Genomic DNA, 21,156 nt, shown 5'->3' on the forward strand with positions numbered 1-21,156 from the left:
TTAAAAAGGTGACACATTCAAGAAGAAGCGTTGTAGCCATCCCATCGACTGTGCTTCGTTGATATAACCGTCTCCGATATATTCAATACGAGCATCAGCAACTTGGGTAGAGTTCACTGAGTTTGTGCCACTGATTGTTCGTGGATTCACAACACCAGAGAAACGAATAAATTCAGTACCCTGATTAATCGCTATCTGTTTTTCACCAATGACATGTAAGTTTCCATTAGCTAATAACTGATCAACGGTGACCGTGATTGTTCCTTTAAAGGTATTGTTAGCATTCGCGCCACCTTTACCACCAAAGTCACTATTACCTTCCATCCCCATATCTGTACGGCTATTACCAAACAATCCTTCCAAAAATCCTGGTGTAATTGAAGCAAGGAACCCTGCTTTACCATTACGGCTGGCATTTGCAGAAGAGTTTTTGCTCGCGCTGACATTCTCTTGCAACGTAATCGTCAACGTATCGCCGATATTTCGTGGACGTCTATCTTCAAATAAAGGCTGATAACCAAAATAAACTGGCTGAGTTGATTGAAAAATAGAGCCATTAGGTGCAGGTGCTGTCGGCGCTGTCGGAACAGCAGTCGTTTGACCTTCAACCAACGGTTTTTTGGGTATATAAGCGCATCCTGCCAGTGTCAGTACCAACAGGGCGGTACCTAAACGCTGATGACGACGCCATCTGACACTAAGCTTTCTTGCCCCAGAATTGTCAGTAATGACCTTTGTATCCATCTTCGATACTCTTTAGTAAAACGCCTGACAGAAAATACTGTCAGGCTAATGAACAAACGAAATTAGAGCTGCGTTAGTTTCTGTAACATCTGATCAGAGGTTGAAATCGCTTTACTGTTAATTTCATAAGCGCGTTGAGTCTGGATCATATTGACCAGTTCTTCAGCAACGTTAACGTTAGAGGTTTCAACATATCCCTGATACAGCAAGCCTGCGCCGTTAATACCTGGCGCATTTTCAGTCGGTGCGCCTGAACTTGCAGTTTCTAAATACAGGTTTTCACCAACACTTTCTAAGCCGCTATCATTAATAAAAGTGGTTAATGTCAGTTGCCCCACTTGTTGCGGTGCAGGGTCACCTTCAATCTCGACACTTACCGTACCATCGCGACCAATCATTACTTTTTTAGCTGTTTCAGGTAGAATAATTGCTGGAACAACTTGGAAGCCACTTGATGTTACTAGCTGGCCGTTCTGATCCATTTGGAATGCACCATCACGCGTATAAGCATCAGTACCATCTGGTAATTGAACATGGAAAAAACCTTGTCCTTTGATAGCCACATCACGGGTGCCGTTTGTTGGCGCTAAGTTACCTTGGCTATGTAGACGTTCTGTCGCAACAGGACGAACACCGGTACCAATCTGTAAACCTGAAGGTGCGTTAGTCTGTTCAGACGTCATGGCACCTGGTTGACGGATGGTTTGATACAATAAATCTTCAAACACGGCACGCTGGCGTTTAAAGCCGTTGGTGCTTACGTTTGCTAGGTTGTTGGAAATCACATCCATGTTGGTTTGTTGTGCATCCAACCCAGTTTTAGCAATCCATAAAGAACGGATCATGGTTATCCCCTTACACTATTTAACTCAGTGATAGCAGTTGGTTAGCCTTTTGCGCATTATCATCCGCGCTATGAATAACCTTCATTTGCATCTCAAAACGTCTTGCGTTTGCTATCATATCGACCATGGCTTCTGCTGGATTAACGTTACTGCCTTCCAACACACCAGCCAGCACTTTTATGCTGTCATCAACGGGTAATTCACCACCAGCACGCGCAGTTCCTTGTGGTGATAGATGGAATAAACCATCATCGCCACGAACTAAATCATTTTGTTCTGGTTTTACCAATTTCAAACGACCAATCTGCCCTAGCATTTTTGGCGGATCAGTCGGCACATGTGCCGTTACAATCCCGTTATTGGCGATACTGACATTGGCTTGAGGTGGCACTTCTATCGCACCGTTATCCCCCATCAACAATCTGCCTTGCACCATTAACATGCCATCGGCATTACGTTGGATATTCCCGTTACGGGTATAAGCTTCAGTACCGTCTTCAAGCTGAACTGCCAAATAGCCGTTATCACTTAATGCAACGTCCATTGAACGTCCGGTATAGTCCATCGTTCCTTGACTTTGATCGCTACCAGGCGTTGACGCTACCGTTAATGTACGAGTTGGTAAGGTATCGCCATTGACAGGTACAGCTCGCATTGCACTAAGCTGCGCTTTGAATCCTGGCGTTGATGCGTTTGCTAAGTTGTTCGCCACGACAGCTTGATTTTCCATCGAGTGCCGAGCGCCGCCCATCGCGGTATAAATCACATGATCCATAACAGATTATTTCCTGCTTTATTAGCGCAAGCTAACCAGAGTTTGAAGGATCTGATCCTGAGTCTTGATAGTTTGTGCGTTTGATTGATAGTTACGTTGAGCAACGATCATGTTGACTAACTCTTGGCTCATATCCACGTTAGACGCTTCTAATGCGTTATTAGTTAATTTGCCGAATACACCAGAGCCTGCAACACCGACGATAGGTGAACCAGAACCGTTAGTTTCAGACCACATGTTGTCGCCTTGCGAGCTTAAACCACCTGGGTTTGCAAAGTTAGCTAGTGCGATTTGGCCAACAACTTGGCTTTGTTGGTTTGAGTAAGTCGCCATAATGGAGCCATCAGCTTCAATACGGAAGTTGGTGAATTCACCCGCTTGGTAACCGTTTTGCGCTAGTTTTGACACGCTAGATTCAGAGACTTTTTGCTGAGTACTGCCAGTAAAATCAAGTTCGATAGCACCGGCTGCAGAACCATTTAAAGAGGCGATAGCTAAAGGATCTTTTGGTGTAAAGCTTTTTAATACACCCGCATCAGTATATTCAAGTTCACCAAGATCAATTTCTTTTAATGGTGTTGTTGAAGTATCTTGAGCATGAACCTGCCACTTATTATTGTCCGTTTTAACGAAGAATAGATTTAGGTTATGTTCATTACCTAAGCTATCGTAAGTGGTTACGTTAGTACTAAAGTTATAAGAATCGTTATCTTTAGGATCAAACGTTGTTTTAGCGGGTTTTTCTTCACCAGAGTTCAGGTTAACCGCAATATTGATTTTATCAGTAGCGCTGGCATTCATCATATCGGTAGGAATAACGATAGGCGTTGGTGTTGCGCCTTTTTGTACTACGTTTTTGCCATCAACCGTTTGTACTGGATAACCGGTAATACGCATACCTTGCATATTAGTCAGAAAACCGTTTTTATCTTTACCGAACTCACCATTACGTGAATAAAACACGCCACCGTTTTGATCTTCAATACGGAAAAAACCACCGCCTGAAATAGCAACGTCAGTTGGACGGTTAGTCGTGGTAATACTACCGTCTTTAAAGTTTTGGCTAATACCCGCCACTTTAACACCCAGACCCGCACCAGAACCGGCGAAAACGTCAGCAAAAGAGACGGTTGCACCTTTAAAGCCGTAGGTTGCTGAGTTAGAAATATTGTTACCGATAGTATCTAAGTTAGCGGCGGCTGCGTTTAAACCACTTACTGCTTGTGAAAAGGACATGCGCCCTCCATGTTGAATATGTGTTGATTAAAGAACCTGACGAATTTCATCCAATGAAACGGTATTACCTAAGCCCACATCAAGGCGCGGAGTACCATCTACCATGGACACACTATTCACCAGCGCATAATTCAGTGTCTTAACAGGGACCTGAGCATCATTAAGCGTGGCGTTAACGGTAAATTTATAGCTTCCTGCAGGAACAGGATTGTCATCTTCATCAGTGCAATCCCAAGAGAAGTTATAAACATCCGGTAGCATCTTTTTATCCATATTGATTGTACGAACCGTCGCACCACTGCTATTAGTGATGGTGATGGTCAGAGAATCGGTTGGAGTGAGTAATTCAAAACCAAACGGTGTTGAAAAAAGGTGGTCACCATCAGGCTTTTTAGCATCAGCAGGATCTGCTTGATAAGTTCCCATTTGCTGACGAATTTGCTTATCTTTCGTGTCAGGTGTTGGTACTGTGGTATCGTCACCATCACCGGGAACGTCAGTTTCGTCTTTACCATCAGTAGGTTGGAAGACGACAATCTTATTACCTGATACCATGACACCTCGTCCAACAAGAGACGAAGCGCGTAATGCCTGACTTTGGTCTATTTGCCCAACAATGTTATTAACAGTTTTATTGAGTTTCTCAATACCTTCCACTGTTGAAATCTGTGCCAACTGAGTCGTTAACTCATTGTTCTGCATCGGATTTGTTGGGTCTTGGTTTTTCATCTGAGCGATGAGAAGGTTCAGGAAGTTCCCCTTAATATCTTCACTACCACTTTTTTTCGTATGGTAAGAAGAAGGCGCATCCCCGATAAGCGTATTATCATAAGGTTCATTCATTGAGGCGGAAATACCCACAATTTATTCTCCCTATTGACCTATTGTTAACGTTTTCTGCATCAGTGATTTGGCTGTGTTCATCACCTCAACGTTTGCCTGATAGCTTCTGGATGCAGAAATGGTATTAATCATTTCGCCAACAACATCTACATTAGGCATACGTACATAGCCTTTTTCATCCGCAAAAGGATGTCCTGGCTGATACTCCATACGAAAAGGCGCAGGATCGTCAACCACTTCAGTTACGCGAACACCGCCAATTTCTTGGCCAGCTGGCGCATTAACCTGAAAAACCACTTGCTTTGCGCGGTATGGATCACCATCAGGACCGGCAACACTGTCTGCGTTTGCCATATTACTGGCACTTACGTTTAAACGTTGTGATTGTGCAGAAAGCGCCGAACCTGAAATATCGAAAATACTAAATAAAGACATACTCTTTATCCTTGTTGCAATACAGACATCATGCTTTTAACTTGAGAGTTAATAAATGTCACATCAGCCTGATATTTAAGGCTATTATCTGCAAAATTACTACGTTCCATATCCATATCAACCGTATTGCCATCCATCGCTGTTTGATGAGGAATGCGATATAGCAAGTCAGCTTCTAAGCGATGACCCGGTTTAATGGGAATGTGTCTTTCAGATGTCATGGTCAATTGAATGCCATTCACACCTGCACGACCATTTTCCATGGTTTTTTTCAACTCAGATGCGAAGTCAATATCCCTAGCTTGAAAGCCTGGAGTGTCTGCATTAGCAATATTTGCCGCCAAAATCTCTTGGCGTTGATTGCGTATTGAGAGCGCTTCTTGTTGAAAATGAAACGTATTTTCTAATTTATCGAGCATCCTCTATCCTTGGTGGCAAATGCCACTTACCTCAGCTGATAAAACAATTTCAGTTGACAGAATAAACGCTCAAAAAAAAGATGATTGGAGGAATAGGCGTAAATTGGATTGCTATTTATGCGTTTAAGGCGTGTTAAGACGATGTACACTATTCCTGCTGAATAGATACCAATACATAATTAGCCTGCAAACTCAGTAAGGTGACAAACAATGTCAGTTAGAACTCTTATCGGTCTTTTTTCTTTTTTCTTTATGGTTAATGTGAGTATTGCAAAATCACTGCCAGAAGAACTGCAAGACTTCTTTGTTGCCTTGCATCAACAAGGCGATAAAGTGACTGTCACGGTGTTAACACCCGAAGAGAAATTACCTCTTTGCCAAACGCAAGAGATACAACGTCATGCCGGTTCTCGTAATTGGGGAAAACTTTCGATGCCTATTTTATGTGATAACCAACGACGTTTTATTCAGGTTAATGTTAGTGTTAGTGGGTCATATTTAATCGCCCAAAAAGATATTAATCGTGAAGATGCGTTAAGCGCATCCTCAATTAGCACTGCCGAAGGCGACTTAGAAAAATTACCTTATGATGTGTTGCGAGATCCACTTTTTATAAAAAACGCGGTCGCTATGCGACAAATTTCAGCGGGAAAACCGATAACATCAACAATGGTACGACGTCCTTGGTCAATTTTATCGGGACAAAGCGTAACGGTTTTCGCTGAAGGCGACCATTTTCAGATCCGTTATGAAGGTAAAGCGATAAATAATGCAGTGGCAAATGAAACAATTAGAGTCAGAGTAAAGTCGGGACAAGTTATTACCGGTGAAGCCCTTGAAAACGGCACTGTACGCGTACCACTTTAAACGCTAAAGTTTCTGATTTTATAGCCGATATAAGAAGTAAGATGATAGGCGAAAACACATAGGTTGTTTACAATGGCTTCATCTGACTATTAATTGATGCCTAACAAAGGATTTTCCTATGAGTATTGAACGCACAAATCCACTGCTTCCGATAAATGCCGTTTCCCAGCGTAACCTTAACGAAGGCGCACAAGGAACACGTAAATCAGGAATGACTGAACAAAAAGCAACGGCGGGTGATACTTCCGTAAAATTAAGTGAAGCGCAAAAGAAACTTGTTCAGCCTGGTAATAAAGATATTAATGTTGAGAAAGTTGCTCGTTTAAAAGAAGCAATTGCCAACGGAACATTAACCATGGACAGCGGCAAAATCGCGGACGCACTCTTTCGTGAAGCGGCTGAAAGCATAACTAAATAACATTAAAGATTATGATGGAAGAACTTCGCCAGACCTTAGATCTTCAGTTATCTCAGCTAAATACCATCGCGGGTATTTTACGCTCAGAACAGCAGTTATTATGTGCAGGTAGCATTGATATCAGCGCACTTCATGAGATAACTGAACAGAAGAATTTTGTCTTGTCGGCCCTTGGTCATACCGATCAACAGCGCCATGTGCAGAGCCAACAAGCAGGTATTGATAAGCCTTATCATGGCCAGCCTTTTTTATCTGATTTGTGGTCACAAATTATGGAAATTACGGCGGAGTTAAAAAGTCTTAATCATCATAACGGACTGTTATTAGAACGACATATCTCGCGCAATAGTGACGCTATCCGTTTTTTGCACAAGAACCACAGCCCTTCTCTTTATGGGTCTGATGGTCAAGCACAGCGTTCACTATTGGCAGGTCGTAAAATCCAAGTTTAGAATTTGGCTAATATTTAGCAATAAAAATCAATGCACTATAAAATAGTGCATTGATTTCGTTTATTTAAAATATAGATAAAAGATTTAATTCAGTACTATTTTAAATCTTACTCATCACTATCAAAATAAACCACATCCTCACCAATATGAGCTTTATAGTTTATATCATTTAATACAAAGTAACCCTTGTCTAAAAAATGAACTTTTCCATCTAAAATTACTTGCCCTGTTCCATTAATTCCTTTAGCAATGCTTATATAGTCAGATTTAATACGAACCAGTGAATCCAATAAATTAAGACTAGCCATTGTAATTTCATTACTTTTCATTAATAATTGGCTATTAACTAGATCAGTATTTCCATCAATATATAAACTGTAATTTGCATCTATATACAAGCCTGCATCAATAATATTTAATTCAGAGTTTTCATAACCCCAATAGTCATTTGTTTTTATAAAAGAGAGGTTTTTACTGTTATATCGAGGTTCGTAAATATTGGAATAATGATTAATATCTAAAATCCCTTCATTAATAAATATGTCTGTTTCAGAGACCAAAGTACGTGTATTTATTTCACCTTCATTATTTACATCACCTCCAGCCGATTTTATTAATAAAAATTGGCTATTAATACCGGCTCCCTTATGGATACTAAGGCGAGAGTAATCATCTTTTTTAAGATTTTTTTTAAGATAATTATTGTTTCCAGGTCCTACCTTATATTTATTTAAACCTATATCAAAACGAATTAGCTCAGCATTAAAATCACCTTTTTTAATATCAATTTTATTAGAGATAATATTTATACTTTTAGAAGTAATATCTTTAAAATTACGTTTTAATAGCGTAAATTCGTTAATATTTTTCAAGTTTTTTTCAAAACTAAAATTAATACCTGCATTAGATAAATCAAATTGTTTTGAAAACGCCTCCTGACTACTTCCTGTAATCAGTTTGATATTATTAGCCCCTGAAAAAGAGCAGTCATAGCAAGAAATGCCATTTGGGTTTGCAATAATAATATCCGTTTTTTTTCCGACAACAAAAAGTTCTCCATTTAATAAAGAAGGCTCATTAGAAACCACCTCATTAATAATAAGATCTGCTTGTGATTTGTTATGTAATTTTAGTCCAACCTCCGGCACATTAAATTTATTATAATAAATGTGAGAAACTCCATCATTATTTGTATGATTAATAATAATAGAGGGCTTTCCTACCCGCTCTTTTACTATATTACCTGAAGCATCATGATATATTTTCAGCGGAGAAGAAACATCATAATAAACTTCCAGCGTGGGAGAAGCATCACCACCTTGTTCTGATTGTGGTGCGAGTAAAACACTTGATTGAGTCGCATAAGAACTTGTGCTTAGTCCAATTAAAACAATAGAGAATATATTAAACTTTTTCTTTGTTAACATCATAAATTAGCATCCTACATTTAAAAATAAGTTGCTAGTTTTATTAAAATGACCCCATAATAATATTAAAAATAAAACACAAATAATATTAATGTTTTTAAAAAATCGGACTAAAATTTATTTAAAGACAACCAGAATAAATAAAAAATAATGACGATATATTTCATAGCGTCATTATTATTAACCACTCTTATATAAGCACTTCTATCTTAATGAAATTATCATTTTTTAATAATAACCTTATCTCTATTCACATTGTGAATATTGATTTTATTTCCTTTTTTTATATTTATTCTATCATTATAATCATTATTAATAGCATAAATATTTCCATTAATATCAATATTATCATTAACCGACAAACTTACTGATGATAAAATATTAACTAGATTAGCATCCTCATGCTGAATATAATTTCCGGATTTAAAATCAACATTAGAATATTCAAACCTTTGATAACCTTTATTAATTAGATCACCATTAGATAGGTCAATATTTAAATTTGTCTTATATACAGTAAACCTTGAACCTTTATTATTTGAGAAAATAGTTGACTTTATACTTGAACCAGAATTAATGTTTACTTCATATTTTTCTTTGATATCTAATAAGGTTAAAAAAGGTAATATACGACTTCCTTTTATATTTATTTCGTTAAAGTTTTTTAATTTTGCATTAGATGTTAGCGTAAAATATCCCGTATTAATAACACCTCGATTAATAAAATCGCTTTTATTTGATGTAACAGAAAAATTATTTATATTTAAAGTAATATTTTTTTCAATGGAAGTAGCACCATGATAACGACCTTTAGCTACAGTTCTATTATTTTTATTATATAAACTATATATTAATTCATCACTGATAATTTTCATTTTATTTGCATAAATAGTTCCATTACCTTTAAATAGAATATTATTAGAAATAATAGAAACATCATTATACATCATATTATTTTTAGTTTTAACAGTGATTTTTGATTGATCCGTCAAGATAAAATTTATCATAAAATCTATCGGTTTTTCACGACTAGTAAATCCTGTTATTAAGGTCAACTTTGCTATATTATCAAAATCACAATTTGTACACGTAATACCGTTAGGATTAGCAATTATCATATTAACAGGCATACCCTCTACTGATAATTTACCTGCTAATACACTTTCGTTGTTTGATGTCACTTCACTAATCACTGTTGTGGGAAAATTATGTTCCCCAACTTTAAGTAATGCTCCCTCTTTCCCTATATTAAAACTCTCATAATAATTATGTGAAACACCTTGAATATTAGCTTTTTCTATTTCTATAATAGGCTTATTTCCATCATAATGAATAGCTAATCCTTTAGATAAATATTTATCTTTTTTAATAAGATCTTGACAATATAATGGTGTTGATTGAAGAGTAGATGCAATAATAAAAGTTATAATTCTATTTCTTGTCATATTAAATTATTTTTAATTAAAATTGATAAGGGCGAGGATTATTATTGAAGTAATTAAATCAAGATATTATAAATAAAACATATTCAAAAATTTGTATATTTATAATTTAAATATAGAATTAATATATTGATTAATAACGCATCTACTTGTATCTATCACATGGCATATTACAGCGAAAAAAGCCACTTAATTAAATTAAGTGGCTTTAAAATTAATTCTATTTATTGGGAGGATTTACTACTGATTACCACCAATCATTGACGTCATACGAATACGGCGGCCTTCACTAACTTCCATATTCGACAACACAGCTAATTGTGGCAGGCTACGACGTAAGAAACGTGATAATAATGAACGCAGCGCATGATTAACTAATAATACTGGTGCACCGCCTGACATCTCTTGATGTCGCACCGCATCAGCCGCTTGGTGTTCAATATTTTCAGCCAGCCCCGGTTCTAATCCACCACCACTTTGCATGGCTTGTAATAATAAACGCTCTAAGCCAGCATCTAACCCAATAACCTGAATTTCGTCTTGATCACCAAACCAATGCTGAGTAATAGCGCGACGTAATGCCACACGAACAACCGCCGTTAATTCACTCGGATCTTTTTGTTCTGGTGCGTGCTCAGCTAATGCTTCTAATATGGTTCTCATATCACGAATTGGTACCTGTTCAGAAAGTAAATTCTGCAATACCTTGTGCAATACCGTAAGAGAAAGCATATCTGGGATCATGTTTTCTGTCATTTTAGGGAGTTCTTTACTTACCCTATCAAACAACATTTGTGCTTCTTGACGGCCAAACAGCTCAGAAGCATATTTGGTCAGTGCATGGTTAAAGTGTGTTGCAATCACGGTACTTGCAGCAACAACAGTATAACCCTGTACTTGTGCTTGCTCTCTTAAACTGTCATCAATCCATACCGCAGGTAAGCCAAAAGCAGGCTCTTGAGTAATATCACCTTCTAGTGAACCTACCGCATTTCCTGGATTAATCGCTAGCCAGCGCCCCGGATGCGCTTCACCATGACCAATTTCTACCCCTTTCATTAAAATACGATAGGCAGATGGCCTTAATTCCATGTTGTCGCGGATATGCACGACTGGCGGTAAATAGCCAGTTTCTTGGGCAAACTTTTTACGGATACCACTGATACGGCCTAACAACTCGCCATTTTGCTTGCTATCTACCATCGGAATTAAGCGATAACCGACTTCCATTGCCAGTGGATCTTCTAATTGCACATCTTCCCATGACGCTTCAACAACACGACTTTGCTTTTCAACTTGCTCCATCTCTTTTTGTTGTTGTACTTCGGGATTAGCGTTACGACGCAAGATATACCAACCAAGCCCAGCCAGTGCCGCAGTAAAGACTAAGAAAACAAAGTTTGGCATTCCTGGTACTAAACCTATTAGGCCTAATACAGCGGCTGTTAGCAATAATACACGTGGGTTATCAAATAACTGCGTCACCATTTGCTGACCAACGTCTTCGTCAGTCGCAACACGCGTAACAATAACACCCGCCGCTGTTGAAATGATTAATGCAGGAATTTGGGCAACCAGTCCATCACCAATGGTTAATAGAGTATAAGTACTTGCAGCATCGTTTAGTGGCATGTTGTGTTGAGCAACACCAACAATTAAGCCCCCCACAACGTTGATGACGAGGATCATCAAACCAGCGATAGCATCACCACGAACGAACTTACTCGCACCATCCATTGAACCGTAGAAATCTGATTCTAAAGAAACTTCTTTCCGACGTATTTTCGCTTCTTCTTCGTTAATAATGCCGGCGTTTAAATCGGCATCAATTGCCATTTGTTTACCCGGCATTCCGTCTAACACGAAACGCGCACCAACTTCAGCAATACGCCCCGCACCCTTGGTGATAACCATAAAGTTAATCAATACAAGGATAATAAACACCACAATACCGATGGCAAAATTACCACCAACAAGGAAGTGACCAAAGGCTTCAACAACGCGTCCTGCGGCAGCCGAACCCGTATGACCATCCATTAAGATGATACGGGTAGAAGCAACGTTTAGGGATAAACGTAATAACGTTGTAAATAATAAGATGGTTGGAAAAGCAGCAAAATCTAATGTGCGTCGAGTGAACATCGCCACCAACAGCACCATAATAGAGAGTGCAATATTAAAGGTAAATAATAGATCCAATAGAAAAGGTGGCAATGGCAATACCATCATTGACAGTATCATCAAGATAAGCACTGGCCCTGCCAGTATCTGCCACTGAGAACTTTTCCAATTTCCCGGCAAGCGGAGTAATGAGGCCAAATTAGCCATGACGATTATCTTCTCCAGCAAAGTCCAGTGCGGGAGGCACTGGCAAGTTCATAGGTTGTTTAGGTTTTAAACCACCTTCGGTTTTCCATCGTTTCAGTTGATAAACCCACGCCAATACTTCAGCAACCGCTGCATAAAGCGTTGCGGGTATAACATGGCCAATCTCACTGTGACGATATAATGCCCTGGCAAGCGGAGGGGCTTCCAGCAGCGGAATTCTATGTTCTGCACCAATTTCTTTGATTTTTAACGCAATAACTCCCGCACCTTTAGCTAATACTTTTGGTGCTGTCATTTTATCGTTATATTGCAAAGCAACGGCGTAGTGTGTTGGGTTGGTGACGATAACATCAGCTTTAGGTACATCGGCCATCATTCTACGGCGAGACATCGCATGTTGTTGCTGACGAATACGTGCTTTAAGTTGAGGGTCACCTTCTTGTTGCTTAAATTCATCTTTAATTTCTTGTCGAGTCATGCGTAACTTTTTCAAATGACTACGTATTTGGAAAATAATATCGAATGCAACCATAGGTATTAACATCAATACAGCAATATACACGGCAAAAATCAGTAGTTGCATAGCATTGGCTAATGCACTTAATGGAGGAAGCGTGATCAAATGAAGAATATCGTTCCAGTTGTGCCACAAGAAAATATACGCGGCTAATCCAACAAACAGTGATTTCAATATCGCTTTAAATAATTCTGCCAACGCATTCATAGAAAAAATACGTTTTAATCCAGAAATAGGGTTCCATTTTTTTGGATCAAATTTAATTGATTTACTACTAAAGTTAATACCACCCAATAGGGCTGAGCCACCAATGGCAACCAAAACTAACCCTAAGAAAACAGGCGATAGCGCAAAGACCGCTTGTTTAATCAAGCTGCCAAAACGAGGAATGAGTAAATTTTCATTACCAATAAGGTGATGATTAAAAGTAAATCCTTCCGTTAACATGGCATGTAGCCCATGAGTAATAAACCCACCGCTCATCCACAATAAACTGACACCACCTAAGATCATCAAGACTGATGAAAGCTCTTTAGAACGAACAATCTGTCCATCCTTTTTCGCTTTTTCCTTTTTATGGGGTGTGGGTTCCTCTGTTTTTTCGAGATCGCTATCTTCAGCCACAGTCAGTCCGATTTAGATAATGAGTTTAAAAGTATCAATGAAATGACTCTAAGCATGACAAATTAAGCGGAAATTGATGGGTGGAACAATCACAAATTTACGGGGCTTTTTAGGCTATGGCATAAGAAAGGAAAATATAATGCGGATCACACAAAAAATCGTACAAATAAAAATAAATTATCAATTCACTAGAAAAGTAAAGCAAAACTTAAAGGGATAATTCAGAAGCCGCTTAAAAAAGCGGCTTACATTTTCCTCAATAGAATGCTCTATTAAAGTTTTATTGAGTTGTTTTTTATCCATAAAGTAAACAATCCTAAACGTGCAGAGTTGCAGAGTTGCAGAGTATAGAGCGAATGCATCCTGCATATTAATAACATCCATATCGCCCTACAACTCATCAATAAATTAGAAACCCATACTTTCCAGTAAATCATCAACCTGATCTTGATTTTTGATCACACCAGCATTGTTTTTATTCACTTGTGGACCATTTAATAAAGAGTCTGTTTCTTTCTTCACATTTTTCTCAAGTTGCTCTGGTGGTAAGTTCTCCATTAATACCATCACAAGTTGTTTTTCAATTTCTTGAACCACACTCATCATGCGTTTAATTACCTGACCCGTCAGATCCTGAAAATCCTGTGCCATCATGATTTCCAACAATTGACTGTTTGTAAAAGCCGTCGACTCAGGGATATCCCGCAAATAATTGCGGGTATCTGTAACAAGTGAGCGTACATCTTTTAGCTCTTCTGGTTGCTCAAACCATTGGTTCCAGCGTTCAGTTAGCTTACTTGCATCGGCACTTAGCGCTTCCTGTTTCGGTTGCGCAGCTTCAACACAATTCAATGTACGCTCAGCTGCCTGAGCGGTCATTTGAGCAACATAATCCAGTCTTTCCCTGGCATCAGGGATGGCTTCTGCTGCTTCGGCTATTGCCTTATCCAATCCTAATTCTCGCAAACTGTCGCGTAACATCCGCGTCAATTGTCCGATCCGGCTGATAATATCTGATGTGTTATCGATATTATCTTTCGGCATAATTGGATTCCCACTCATTGTGACTCCTTAGATGCCCAGTTTTTCAAAAATTTTATTTAGTTTTTCTTCGAGAATAGCTGCTGTAAAAGGTTTAACAACATATCCACTTGCACCCGCTTGCGCTGCTGCAATAATGTTTTCTTTTTTGGCTTCGGCGGTCACCATAAGTACAGGTGTTGTCGCTAATCCAGCATCACTACGAATATTTTTCAACAGCTCTAGACCATCCATATTTGGCATGTTCCAGTCTGTGATAACAAAGTCGATAGTCGAATTGCGTAATTTAGCTAACGCGTCAGCACCATCTTCTGCTTCATCTACATTCGTAAAACCTAATTCCTTTAGTAAATTACGAACTATGCGGCGCATTGTTGAAAAATCATCAACCACTAAAAATTTCAGATCCTTACTTGCCATTGAAAACTCCTTCAAAATATATCGGCAAATGACTGTATTACTTTTTAAACTGAACTAAATCAGATGCGCAATGATTGCGTACTACTGATTTTCATCAATACCGCTTTGCTCATTGCATTGATACTTTTCACCTCATCAACTGCGCCCAGTTCAACCGCAGCACGAGGCATGCCAAAGACGACGCAACTCGCTTCATCTTGTGCAAAGGTGTAGCTACCTGCACGACGCATTTCTAATAAGCCTGCAGCGCCATCACTTCCCATCCCTGTTAAAATAACGCCTATCGCATTACGCCCTGCATATTTCGCAACCGATCTAAACAGCACATCAACTGAAGGACGGTGGCGATTCACCGCGGGTTCTTTATTAATATGGATCTGGTAATTAGCACCATTACGACGAAGTTCCATATGGAAATCACCTGGTGCAATATAGGCGTGACCAGGTAATACGCGCTCGCCATCTTCTGCTTCTTTTACACTTATCTGGCATAAACGATTAAGTCGTTCTGCAAATGAGTGTGTAAACCCTGCTGGCATATGTTGGGTAATTAATACCGCAGGGCTCGTAATAGGTAATGGCTCTAAAAAGTTACGAATTGCCTCTGTTCCACCGGTTGAAGCACCCACTGCAATCAACTTTTCACTTGATATCATTGGAGTAAATGATATCGCCTTAGAAGGCGGAGCTTTTACTTCACGGCGACTAAGTCTAGCCTGAGCGGCTGCACGAATTTTTTCTGCGATTAATTCACTATAAGCCAGCATACCTTCACGCAGACCCAATTGTGGTTTAGTCACAAAATCAACTGCACCCAGCTCTAATGCTTTTAGCGTCACCTCTGAACCTTTTGCAGTTAATGATGAAACCATCACTACAGGCATTGGCCTTAACCGCATCAGTTTTTCCAAGAAATCAATACCATCCATTCGTGGCATTTCAACGTCTAACGTTAATACCTGAGGGTTGTACTTTTTTATCAAGTCACGTGCAACAATCGGATCTGGAGCACAGTCAACGACCTCCATATCACTGTGACTATTGATTATTTCTCGCATGATTTGACGCATTAATGCCGAATCATCAACACAGAGTACCGTTATTTTATTCATAACCTCTCCTTACTGGTGTCAGCCCGTAAACGGTATGCCCATGCAAGTAGAATTCCTTGCTAAGCTGGCTTACATTTTCAGAATGCCCAACAAATAGCATTCCATCTGGCTTAAGTAATGGAATAAAACGGCTAAGTAGACTTTGTTGTGTTGCTTTATCAAAATAAATCATCACATTACGACAAAATATCGCATCAAAACCACCTTCTAAATTCCATTGCCTTTCGAGTAGATTCAAATACTGAAAAGAGACCATCTCGCTGATTTGCTGTCTAATTTTCACGTATCCTTCAAAATCGCCGACACCTTTGAGAAAATATTTTTTTAAATATTCCTCATTTAATGTTTTAAGCTCTTCCTGTCGGTAAACACCTTTACGGGCTTTATCCAACACATTCGTATCGATATCGCTGGCAATAATTTTTGTTTTATAGGGATTGTTTCCAAAAACATCGCGTAAAGTCATCGCTATTGAATAAGGCTCTTCTCCAGTAGATGCAGCTGCACACCATACTCGGTAGACTCCTCCTGCCCTTTTTCTGGCATGTTTTGCCAAAATAGGAAAATGATGCGCTTCCCTGAAAAATGCAGTGAGATTAGTCGTTAATGCATTAATAAACTCTTGCCATTCAGGGTTGCGTACATCACTTTTAAGAAACGCAAGATAGTCACCAAAGTTATTCATCCGTAATTCACGTAACCTCCTAGTGAGACGGTTATAGACCATCTCCCTTTTGTTGTTAGTCAGTACAATACCTGCCTTTTGATAAATCAATTGGCATATGGATTGAAACTGATCATCGGACAACATGAACCGTTGGGCAAATATGTCTAACGGTTGAGCAGCGATATCTGATAAGACTTCAGTAACATTACGTTTCATTATTTTTTAATGGGTCTTTTTAAAAAATGATTTTTTATCTGCTTTTTTCAACCCATTACCTTCTAGGGATTGAGAAGACTCGTTCTCATCCGTTTCAGGCAACTCGAATGCCGATACAGCATTAACAAGGTTATTAGCCTGATCTTCTAATGCTGCGGCAGCAGATGCTGATTGCTCCACCAGTGCAGCGTTTTGCTGTGTCACCTGATCCATCTGACTGACTGCATCAGCGACTTGGTGAATACCTCTGCTTTGTTCGTCAGAAGCGGAGGCGATTTCTGCCATTAACTCAGTGACTTTATTTACTGATGTGACGAGTTCCTCCATTGTTTGCCCTGCATTATTGACTAATTGAGAACCTTGAGAGACACGTAAAACAGATTCATCAATCAATAACTTAATTTCTTTAGCAGCATCAGCACTACGCTGGGCAAGGTTACGAACCTCTCCTGCAACAACAGAGAATCCACGCCCTTGTTCACCCGCACGAGCAGCTTCCACTGCCGCGTTAAGTGCCAATATATTGGTTTGGAACGCAATACCATCAATCACACTGATAATAGCACCTATCTTTTGAGAACTTTGTGTAATCGCATCCATCGTTTCAACAACACTGTGAGTGATTTCACCACCACGTATTGCTGTTTCAGATGCAGATTCCGCAAGCTTACTCGCTTGCAACGCGTTATCCGCATTCTGTTTAACTGTTGCTGTTAACTGCTCCATGCTAGCCGCCGTTTCTTCTAAAGAAGCAGCTTGTTGCTCGGTGCGAGAAGAGAGATCCGTATTTCCTCTAGAAATTTCCTGAATACCAGAATGCATCGCATGACTGTTGTCGCGTACAATACGAATAGAGCCTGCAAGTTTGCCTCGCATATCCCGAAGCTTGCGAAACACATCACCAATTTCATCATCAGTAAAAACGAGGATTTCACGATTTAATTTGCCTGTAGCAACATCATTGAAGTAATGGCTTAAACTTGCAAAAGGCTTAATGATATTAAAACTTAGCCAGCGATGAGCAGCAATTGACACGACAATAACCATCGCTATTGCACCGATAAACATCAAAATAGCAATAGAATAAGATTGATGTCCTTGTTCAATAGAGTCAGTAATTTCGTTTTGTACATAATTCATATAGGTATTAAATGAATTTTCCATTGCTGTTTGATAACGTTCTGTCGGTTGATCTAAATATCCTTGGAAGTCACCACTTTTGAGCATTCGGTGTAAATCTTTTAATGCGCTATATAACGCTTGATAATCACTTTTTACAGAATCAACTATCTCTTTTTCTGCTTCAGGTATCGCCTCTTTATTAATATCAGCGAGGAAAGTTTGAAAATGAGTATTCGCCGTTTCCAAGCGTGAAAGTGCTATTGATTCAATAGATTGAATATAATCCGTTGACTGTTCAGTTTTCATTGCGATAGCAACACGATTAATCGCATTGCGGGTCTGTATCAAAGATGCCCAACTTAATCCTAATTCATCTCGCTTGGAAGTATCTAAATCTATTCTGGTGATCTGATTGTTATTCAAATGCACTATTCCCAGTGAGATACCACTAGAAATCACCTGCATAACGCAAAACATCATCAGTAATATATATAGACTGGTGGATATCTTTAATTTGCGAAACCTAAACATGCCTTCACCTCGTTTAAAGCGGTGGTAAATTGCCACCGCTTGTCAGCCACTTGTTGTTGTTAGAAAGTTTCCCAGTTAGCGGGATCTTCAACACTGCTGCTCTTTTTCTTTTCTGAGGTTCCTGGTTTTATAAGTGGAGCAGCGGCTTTAACTACAGGGGTTGCATCCAATTCCTTTTTTTCTTGCAATACGACTTCTTCCTGACTTTGTTGACCCGGTAATTTGAAGATTGAAACTAAGCGGGTTAATGCAACTGCTTGATCTTCAAGACCAGCAGCAGCGGCTGCAGATTGTTCTACTAAAGAGGCGTTTTGCTGAGTGACACGATCCATTTCAGATACAGCAAGACCAACTTGTGATATTCCTCGACTTTGCTCATCCGATGCCGAGGCAATTTCCCCCATAATATCGGTTACACGAGTCACTGAATCCACAATGCGTGTCATGGTTTCTCCCGCACTTTCTACTAGCACAGAGCCAGTTTCTGTACGACTAACAGAGTCTTCAATCAGTGTTTTTATTTCTTTAGCAGCTTCTGCACTTCTCTGTGCAAGATTACGAACTTCGCCGGCAACTACGGCAAATCCGCGACCATGCTCACCAGCTCTTGCAGCTTCAACAGCCGCATTCAACGCCAAAATATTGGTCTGGAATGCGATGCCATCAATCACTGCTGTGATATCGGTGATTTTTTGAGAACTTCCGGCTATGTCGTGCATTGTTTGCACCACATTAGCAACAACTTTTCCGCCTTGGCGGGCGATATCTGAAGCATCATTCGCAAGATTACTTGCTTGACGAGCGTTATCTGCGTTCTGTTTAACTGTCGCAGTTAACTGTTCCATGCTTGCCGCAGTTTCTTCCAGTGATGCCACCTGCTCTTCAGTACGTGCAGATAAATCATTATTTCCCGCAGCAATTTCGCTAGTGCTGTTATAAATATTTTCTGTACTCTGATAAACACCGCGAACGGTATGGATGAGCTCTTGTTGCATGTGTTTCAATCCGCTGGCTAACATGCTCATCTCGTTACGTCCTTTCACTTCAATATTTGGACGTAAATCACCTTCTGAGAAGGTTTTAATACTTAATAAAAGTGCATTTAGCGGTCTAATCAATGCATTACGCAGCGCAAACCAGCATAGAATTAATGCAGTAATGACGATAACGGCTAATGCAATCATGGTCGCGACTGTACGTTGATGAGAGGCTTCTAATGCCAGATTTAATTCTTCATTAAATTTCTCATTACGCATTACATAAGAGAGGTATTCTTTATAGAATCCATCTTGATAAGTCGTAGTGGGTTGTTCAAAAAAATCCTTCAAGTTTTTATCTTGAAGGAGAATTTCCAGCTGATTTAATGCTGAGAAATATTCAATAAAACGTCCCTTTAAGGCACGAACATCATCTTCTGAATGAACGGCAAAAGCCGTAACGTTCTTTTCAAATTCTTTGAATTTCTCATCAGCACGCGCCATGTTTTTACGTGCAAGACCTGTGAGATAATCGGTTGATAATGATTCGTCAACTTTCATCTCTCTATCTTGTAATAGATAGCTAATCGCGGCACGATTAATATTATTACGCGCTTGTAGTAAGTTAGCCCAGATTTCATCTAGGCGCTCACGTTGCTCTTGTATCGTTAGTGTTTTATCAAGGTCACTTCTTGTCTCTACTATATTTGAGTAGAAAACACCCCCGGATATAAATTGCAAAACACCAAACAACAGAAGAATGGATAATAATCCAGTCACTATTTTCATTCGGCTAAACATAGTTTCCCTTTTTATAATAAATGGTATGAGCAAGTTATCGGCAGACTTAAGAGAAACTTTATAGGTTTTCATTCGCCTTAATGCCGTTTTTACTCTATTAGTAAACGGTGTTAATATTGTTCAATATTAAAATGATTAGCATAAAAAACTTTATAGTTATATTTGTAAAAATAATAATACTACAGGTAATTGATTGGTGATCTTAATTTAATAAACTAAAGAAACAAAACTTAAATGAAATTATAAATTTATTTTTTAATCCCTAATTTCGCTTAAGTTTAAATTAAGTGAAATTTTCATTTATATTTAATAAAAAAATATAAAATATAAAAATAGCTATTCCGGTAAAGCTACCGGAACAGTGTTAGAATAAATATATTTTTAAAAAATAAAATTTATTTAGCTTGGATTGTTGCGCTATCAACTAATTCCATTTCTTCGCTATTGAGTAATTTTTCAATATCAACCAGAATCAACATTCTTTCATCTAAAGTGCCAAGTCCTGTTAAGTATTCGGTTGACATTGTAACTGCAAACTCTGGCGCAGGGCAGATTTGCTCTGGTTTTAGCGTAAGAACATCAGAAACGCCATCCACAACAATACCCACAACACGGTTTAATAAGTTAACCACAATAACAACAGTATTGTCATTATAAGTCACATTTTCTTGTGAAAATTTAATACGTAGATCAACTATCGGAACAATTACACCCCGTAAGTTAGTTACCCCTTTAATAAAGCTTGGTGCATTAGCAATACGAGTAACTTGATCATATCCACGAATTTCTTGTACTTTTAAAATATCAATTCCGTATTCTTCATCGCCCAGCGTAAAAATTAGAAATCCTTGTCCAACAGTTTCACCGGATAATTTCTCGAAATGTTCCGAAGCCATA

General features: G+C 38.9%; 21 protein-coding genes. 3 read left to right on the top strand and 18 right to left on the bottom strand.

Translation table 11 applies throughout. From position 1 onward, the window contains the following. The 7 genes from PH4a_RS17920 to flgB all read right to left on the bottom strand — a co-directional run bounded on the left by PH4a_RS17920 (position 1) and on the right by flgB (position 5,297). A complete protein-coding gene (locus tag PH4a_RS17920; protein ID WP_064720368.1) occupies positions 1-744 on the bottom strand; it encodes a flagellar basal body L-ring protein FlgH in 744 nt (247 codons plus the stop codon). Between the two features lie 62 nt (positions 745-806). Beyond that, positions 807-1,589 carry a flagellar basal-body rod protein FlgG gene (gene flgG / locus PH4a_RS17925; RefSeq protein ID WP_064720369.1) on the bottom strand — a complete coding sequence of 261 codons (783 nt, stop codon included), beginning with the start codon at positions 1,587-1,589 and terminating at the stop codon, positions 807-809. A gap of 19 nt (positions 1,590-1,608) precedes the next feature. Then, positions 1,609-2,364 carry a flagellar basal body rod protein FlgF gene (locus PH4a_RS17930; RefSeq protein ID WP_064720370.1) on the bottom strand — a complete coding sequence of 252 codons (756 nt, stop codon included), beginning with the start codon at positions 2,362-2,364 and terminating at the stop codon, positions 1,609-1,611. Positions 2,365-2,385: 21 nt separating this feature from the next. Next, complete coding sequence (gene flgE / locus PH4a_RS17935; protein WP_129041717.1) at positions 2,386-3,600, bottom strand: flagellar hook protein FlgE; 1,215 nt, start codon at positions 3,598-3,600, stop codon at positions 2,386-2,388. Positions 3,601-3,627: 27 nt separating this feature from the next. Continuing rightward, positions 3,628-4,461 carry a flagellar hook assembly protein FlgD gene (locus PH4a_RS17940; protein WP_244212914.1) on the bottom strand — a complete coding sequence of 278 codons (834 nt, stop codon included), beginning with the start codon at positions 4,459-4,461 and terminating at the stop codon, positions 3,628-3,630. Positions 4,462-4,473: 12 nt separating this feature from the next. After that, positions 4,474-4,878, bottom strand: coding sequence for a flagellar basal body rod protein FlgC (gene flgC / locus PH4a_RS17945; RefSeq protein WP_064720373.1), 405 nt, complete (start codon positions 4,876-4,878; stop codon positions 4,474-4,476). A gap of 5 nt (positions 4,879-4,883) precedes the next feature. Next, positions 4,884-5,297 carry a flagellar basal body rod protein FlgB gene (flgB, locus tag PH4a_RS17950; RefSeq protein WP_129041719.1) on the bottom strand — a complete coding sequence of 138 codons (414 nt, stop codon included), beginning with the start codon at positions 5,295-5,297 and terminating at the stop codon, positions 4,884-4,886. 210 nt (positions 5,298-5,507) lie between these two features. Between flgB and flgA the strand changes: the two genes are divergently transcribed. From flgA to PH4a_RS17965, 3 genes are all read left to right on the top strand, one after another. After that, positions 5,508-6,164, top strand: a complete 657-nt coding sequence (flgA, locus tag PH4a_RS17955) for a flagellar basal body P-ring formation chaperone FlgA (protein WP_129041721.1) — start codon at positions 5,508-5,510, stop codon at positions 6,162-6,164. A gap of 118 nt (positions 6,165-6,282) precedes the next feature. After that, positions 6,283-6,582, top strand: coding sequence for a flagellar biosynthesis anti-sigma factor FlgM (gene flgM / locus PH4a_RS17960; protein WP_129041723.1), 300 nt, complete (start codon positions 6,283-6,285; stop codon positions 6,580-6,582). Positions 6,583-6,593: 11 nt separating this feature from the next. Then, positions 6,594-7,034: a flagella synthesis protein FlgN gene (locus PH4a_RS17965; RefSeq protein ID WP_129041725.1), complete on the top strand. Its 441-nt coding sequence runs from the start codon at positions 6,594-6,596 to the stop codon at positions 7,032-7,034. A 107-nt stretch (positions 7,035-7,141) separates the two neighbouring features. Here PH4a_RS17965 and PH4a_RS17970 read toward each other — a convergent pair whose 3' ends face one another. From PH4a_RS17970 to cheW, 11 genes are all read right to left on the bottom strand, one after another. After that, entirely contained in the window at positions 7,142-8,464 is a 1,323-nt protein-coding gene (locus PH4a_RS17970) for a two-partner secretion domain-containing protein (RefSeq protein WP_129041727.1), read from the bottom strand. A 218-nt stretch (positions 8,465-8,682) separates the two neighbouring features. Beyond that, entirely contained in the window at positions 8,683-9,906 is a 1,224-nt protein-coding gene (locus PH4a_RS17975; RefSeq protein ID WP_129041729.1) for a two-partner secretion domain-containing protein, read from the bottom strand. Between the two features lie 237 nt (positions 9,907-10,143). Continuing rightward, positions 10,144-12,231 carry a flagellar biosynthesis protein FlhA gene (flhA, locus tag PH4a_RS17980; RefSeq protein WP_129041732.1) on the bottom strand — a complete coding sequence of 696 codons (2,088 nt, stop codon included), beginning with the start codon at positions 12,229-12,231 and terminating at the stop codon, positions 10,144-10,146. Beyond that, positions 12,224-13,372 carry a flagellar biosynthesis protein FlhB gene (gene flhB, locus PH4a_RS17985; protein WP_064720382.1) on the bottom strand — a complete coding sequence of 383 codons (1,149 nt, stop codon included), beginning with the start codon at positions 13,370-13,372 and terminating at the stop codon, positions 12,224-12,226. Before flhB ends, flhA begins: the two co-directional genes overlap by 8 nt. Positions 13,373-13,780: 408 nt before the next feature. After that, positions 13,781-14,434: a protein phosphatase CheZ gene (gene cheZ / locus PH4a_RS17990; RefSeq protein WP_064720383.1), complete on the bottom strand. Its 654-nt coding sequence runs from the start codon at positions 14,432-14,434 to the stop codon at positions 13,781-13,783. 9 nt (positions 14,435-14,443) lie between these two features. Further along, positions 14,444-14,833, bottom strand: a complete 390-nt coding sequence (cheY, locus tag PH4a_RS17995) for a chemotaxis response regulator CheY (RefSeq protein WP_129041734.1) — start codon at positions 14,831-14,833, stop codon at positions 14,444-14,446. A gap of 59 nt (positions 14,834-14,892) precedes the next feature. Beyond that, positions 14,893-15,945, bottom strand: coding sequence for a protein-glutamate methylesterase/protein-glutamine glutaminase (locus tag PH4a_RS18000; RefSeq protein WP_129041736.1), 1,053 nt, complete (start codon positions 15,943-15,945; stop codon positions 14,893-14,895). Further along, entirely contained in the window at positions 15,938-16,828 is an 891-nt protein-coding gene (gene cheR, locus PH4a_RS18005) for a protein-glutamate O-methyltransferase CheR (RefSeq protein ID WP_129036828.1), read from the bottom strand. Before cheR ends, PH4a_RS18000 begins: the two co-directional genes overlap by 8 nt. 6 nt (positions 16,829-16,834) lie before the next feature. Next, positions 16,835-18,481 (bottom strand): methyl-accepting chemotaxis protein, encoded by a 1,647-nt coding sequence (locus PH4a_RS18010; RefSeq protein ID WP_129036829.1) that lies wholly within the window; start codon positions 18,479-18,481, stop codon positions 16,835-16,837. Between the two features lie 59 nt (positions 18,482-18,540). Further along, complete coding sequence (locus PH4a_RS18015; protein WP_129036831.1) at positions 18,541-20,259, bottom strand: methyl-accepting chemotaxis protein; 1,719 nt, start codon at positions 20,257-20,259, stop codon at positions 18,541-18,543. A 395-nt stretch (positions 20,260-20,654) separates the two neighbouring features. Beyond that, the gene (gene cheW, locus PH4a_RS18020) at positions 20,655-21,155 is read right to left on the bottom strand and encodes a chemotaxis protein CheW (protein ID WP_064720389.1); all 501 of its coding nucleotides are present in this window, start codon (positions 21,153-21,155) and stop codon (positions 20,655-20,657) included. Between the last annotated feature and the right edge of the window lies 1 nt (position 21,156).

The sequence above is a fragment of the Proteus hauseri genome (assembly GCF_004116975.1).
Taxonomy (GTDB): domain Bacteria; phylum Pseudomonadota; class Gammaproteobacteria; order Enterobacterales; family Enterobacteriaceae; genus Proteus; species Proteus hauseri.

What these genes read in the sequence shown, in the direction of transcription:
- PH4a_RS17920 (WP_064720368.1), bottom strand. Translation starts at nt 744, where the DNA reads ATGGATACAAAGGTCATTACTGACAATTCTGGGGCAAGAAAGCTTAGT.
- flgG (WP_064720369.1), bottom strand. Translation starts at nt 1,589, where the DNA reads ATGATCCGTTCTTTATGGATTGCTAAAACTGGGTTGGATGCACAACAA.
- PH4a_RS17930 (WP_064720370.1), bottom strand. Translation starts at nt 2,364, where the DNA reads ATGGATCATGTGATTTATACCGCGATGGGCGGCGCTCGGCACTCGATG.
- flgE (WP_129041717.1), bottom strand. Translation starts at nt 3,600, where the DNA reads ATGTCCTTTTCACAAGCAGTAAGTGGTTTAAACGCAGCCGCCGCTAAC.
- flgC (WP_064720373.1), bottom strand. Translation starts at nt 4,878, where the DNA reads ATGTCTTTATTTAGTATTTTCGATATTTCAGGTTCGGCGCTTTCTGCA.
- flgB (WP_129041719.1), bottom strand. Translation starts at nt 5,297, where the DNA reads ATGCTCGATAAATTAGAAAATACGTTTCATTTTCAACAAGAAGCGCTC.
- flgA (WP_129041721.1), top strand. Translation starts at nt 5,508, where the DNA reads ATGTCAGTTAGAACTCTTATCGGTCTTTTTTCTTTTTTCTTTATGGTT.
- flgM (WP_129041723.1), top strand. Translation starts at nt 6,283, where the DNA reads ATGAGTATTGAACGCACAAATCCACTGCTTCCGATAAATGCCGTTTCC.
- PH4a_RS17965 (WP_129041725.1), top strand. Translation starts at nt 6,594, where the DNA reads ATGATGGAAGAACTTCGCCAGACCTTAGATCTTCAGTTATCTCAGCTA.
- PH4a_RS17970 (WP_129041727.1), bottom strand. Translation starts at nt 8,464, where the DNA reads ATGATGTTAACAAAGAAAAAGTTTAATATATTCTCTATTGTTTTAATT.
- PH4a_RS17975 (WP_129041729.1), bottom strand. Translation starts at nt 9,906, where the DNA reads ATGACAAGAAATAGAATTATAACTTTTATTATTGCATCTACTCTTCAA.
- flhA (WP_129041732.1), bottom strand. Translation starts at nt 12,231, where the DNA reads ATGGCTAATTTGGCCTCATTACTCCGCTTGCCGGGAAATTGGAAAAGT.
- cheZ (WP_064720383.1), bottom strand. Translation starts at nt 14,434, where the DNA reads ATGAGTGGGAATCCAATTATGCCGAAAGATAATATCGATAACACATCA.
- cheY (WP_129041734.1), bottom strand. Translation starts at nt 14,833, where the DNA reads ATGGCAAGTAAGGATCTGAAATTTTTAGTGGTTGATGATTTTTCAACA.
- PH4a_RS18000 (WP_129041736.1), bottom strand. Translation starts at nt 15,945, where the DNA reads ATGAATAAAATAACGGTACTCTGTGTTGATGATTCGGCATTAATGCGT.
- cheR (WP_129036828.1), bottom strand. Translation starts at nt 16,828, where the DNA reads ATGAAACGTAATGTTACTGAAGTCTTATCAGATATCGCTGCTCAACCG.
- PH4a_RS18010 (WP_129036829.1), bottom strand. Translation starts at nt 18,481, where the DNA reads ATGTTTAGGTTTCGCAAATTAAAGATATCCACCAGTCTATATATATTA.
- PH4a_RS18015 (WP_129036831.1), bottom strand. Translation starts at nt 20,259, where the DNA reads ATGTTTAGCCGAATGAAAATAGTGACTGGATTATTATCCATTCTTCTG.
- cheW (WP_064720389.1), bottom strand. Translation starts at nt 21,155, where the DNA reads ATGGCTTCGGAACATTTCGAGAAATTATCCGGTGAAACTGTTGGACAA.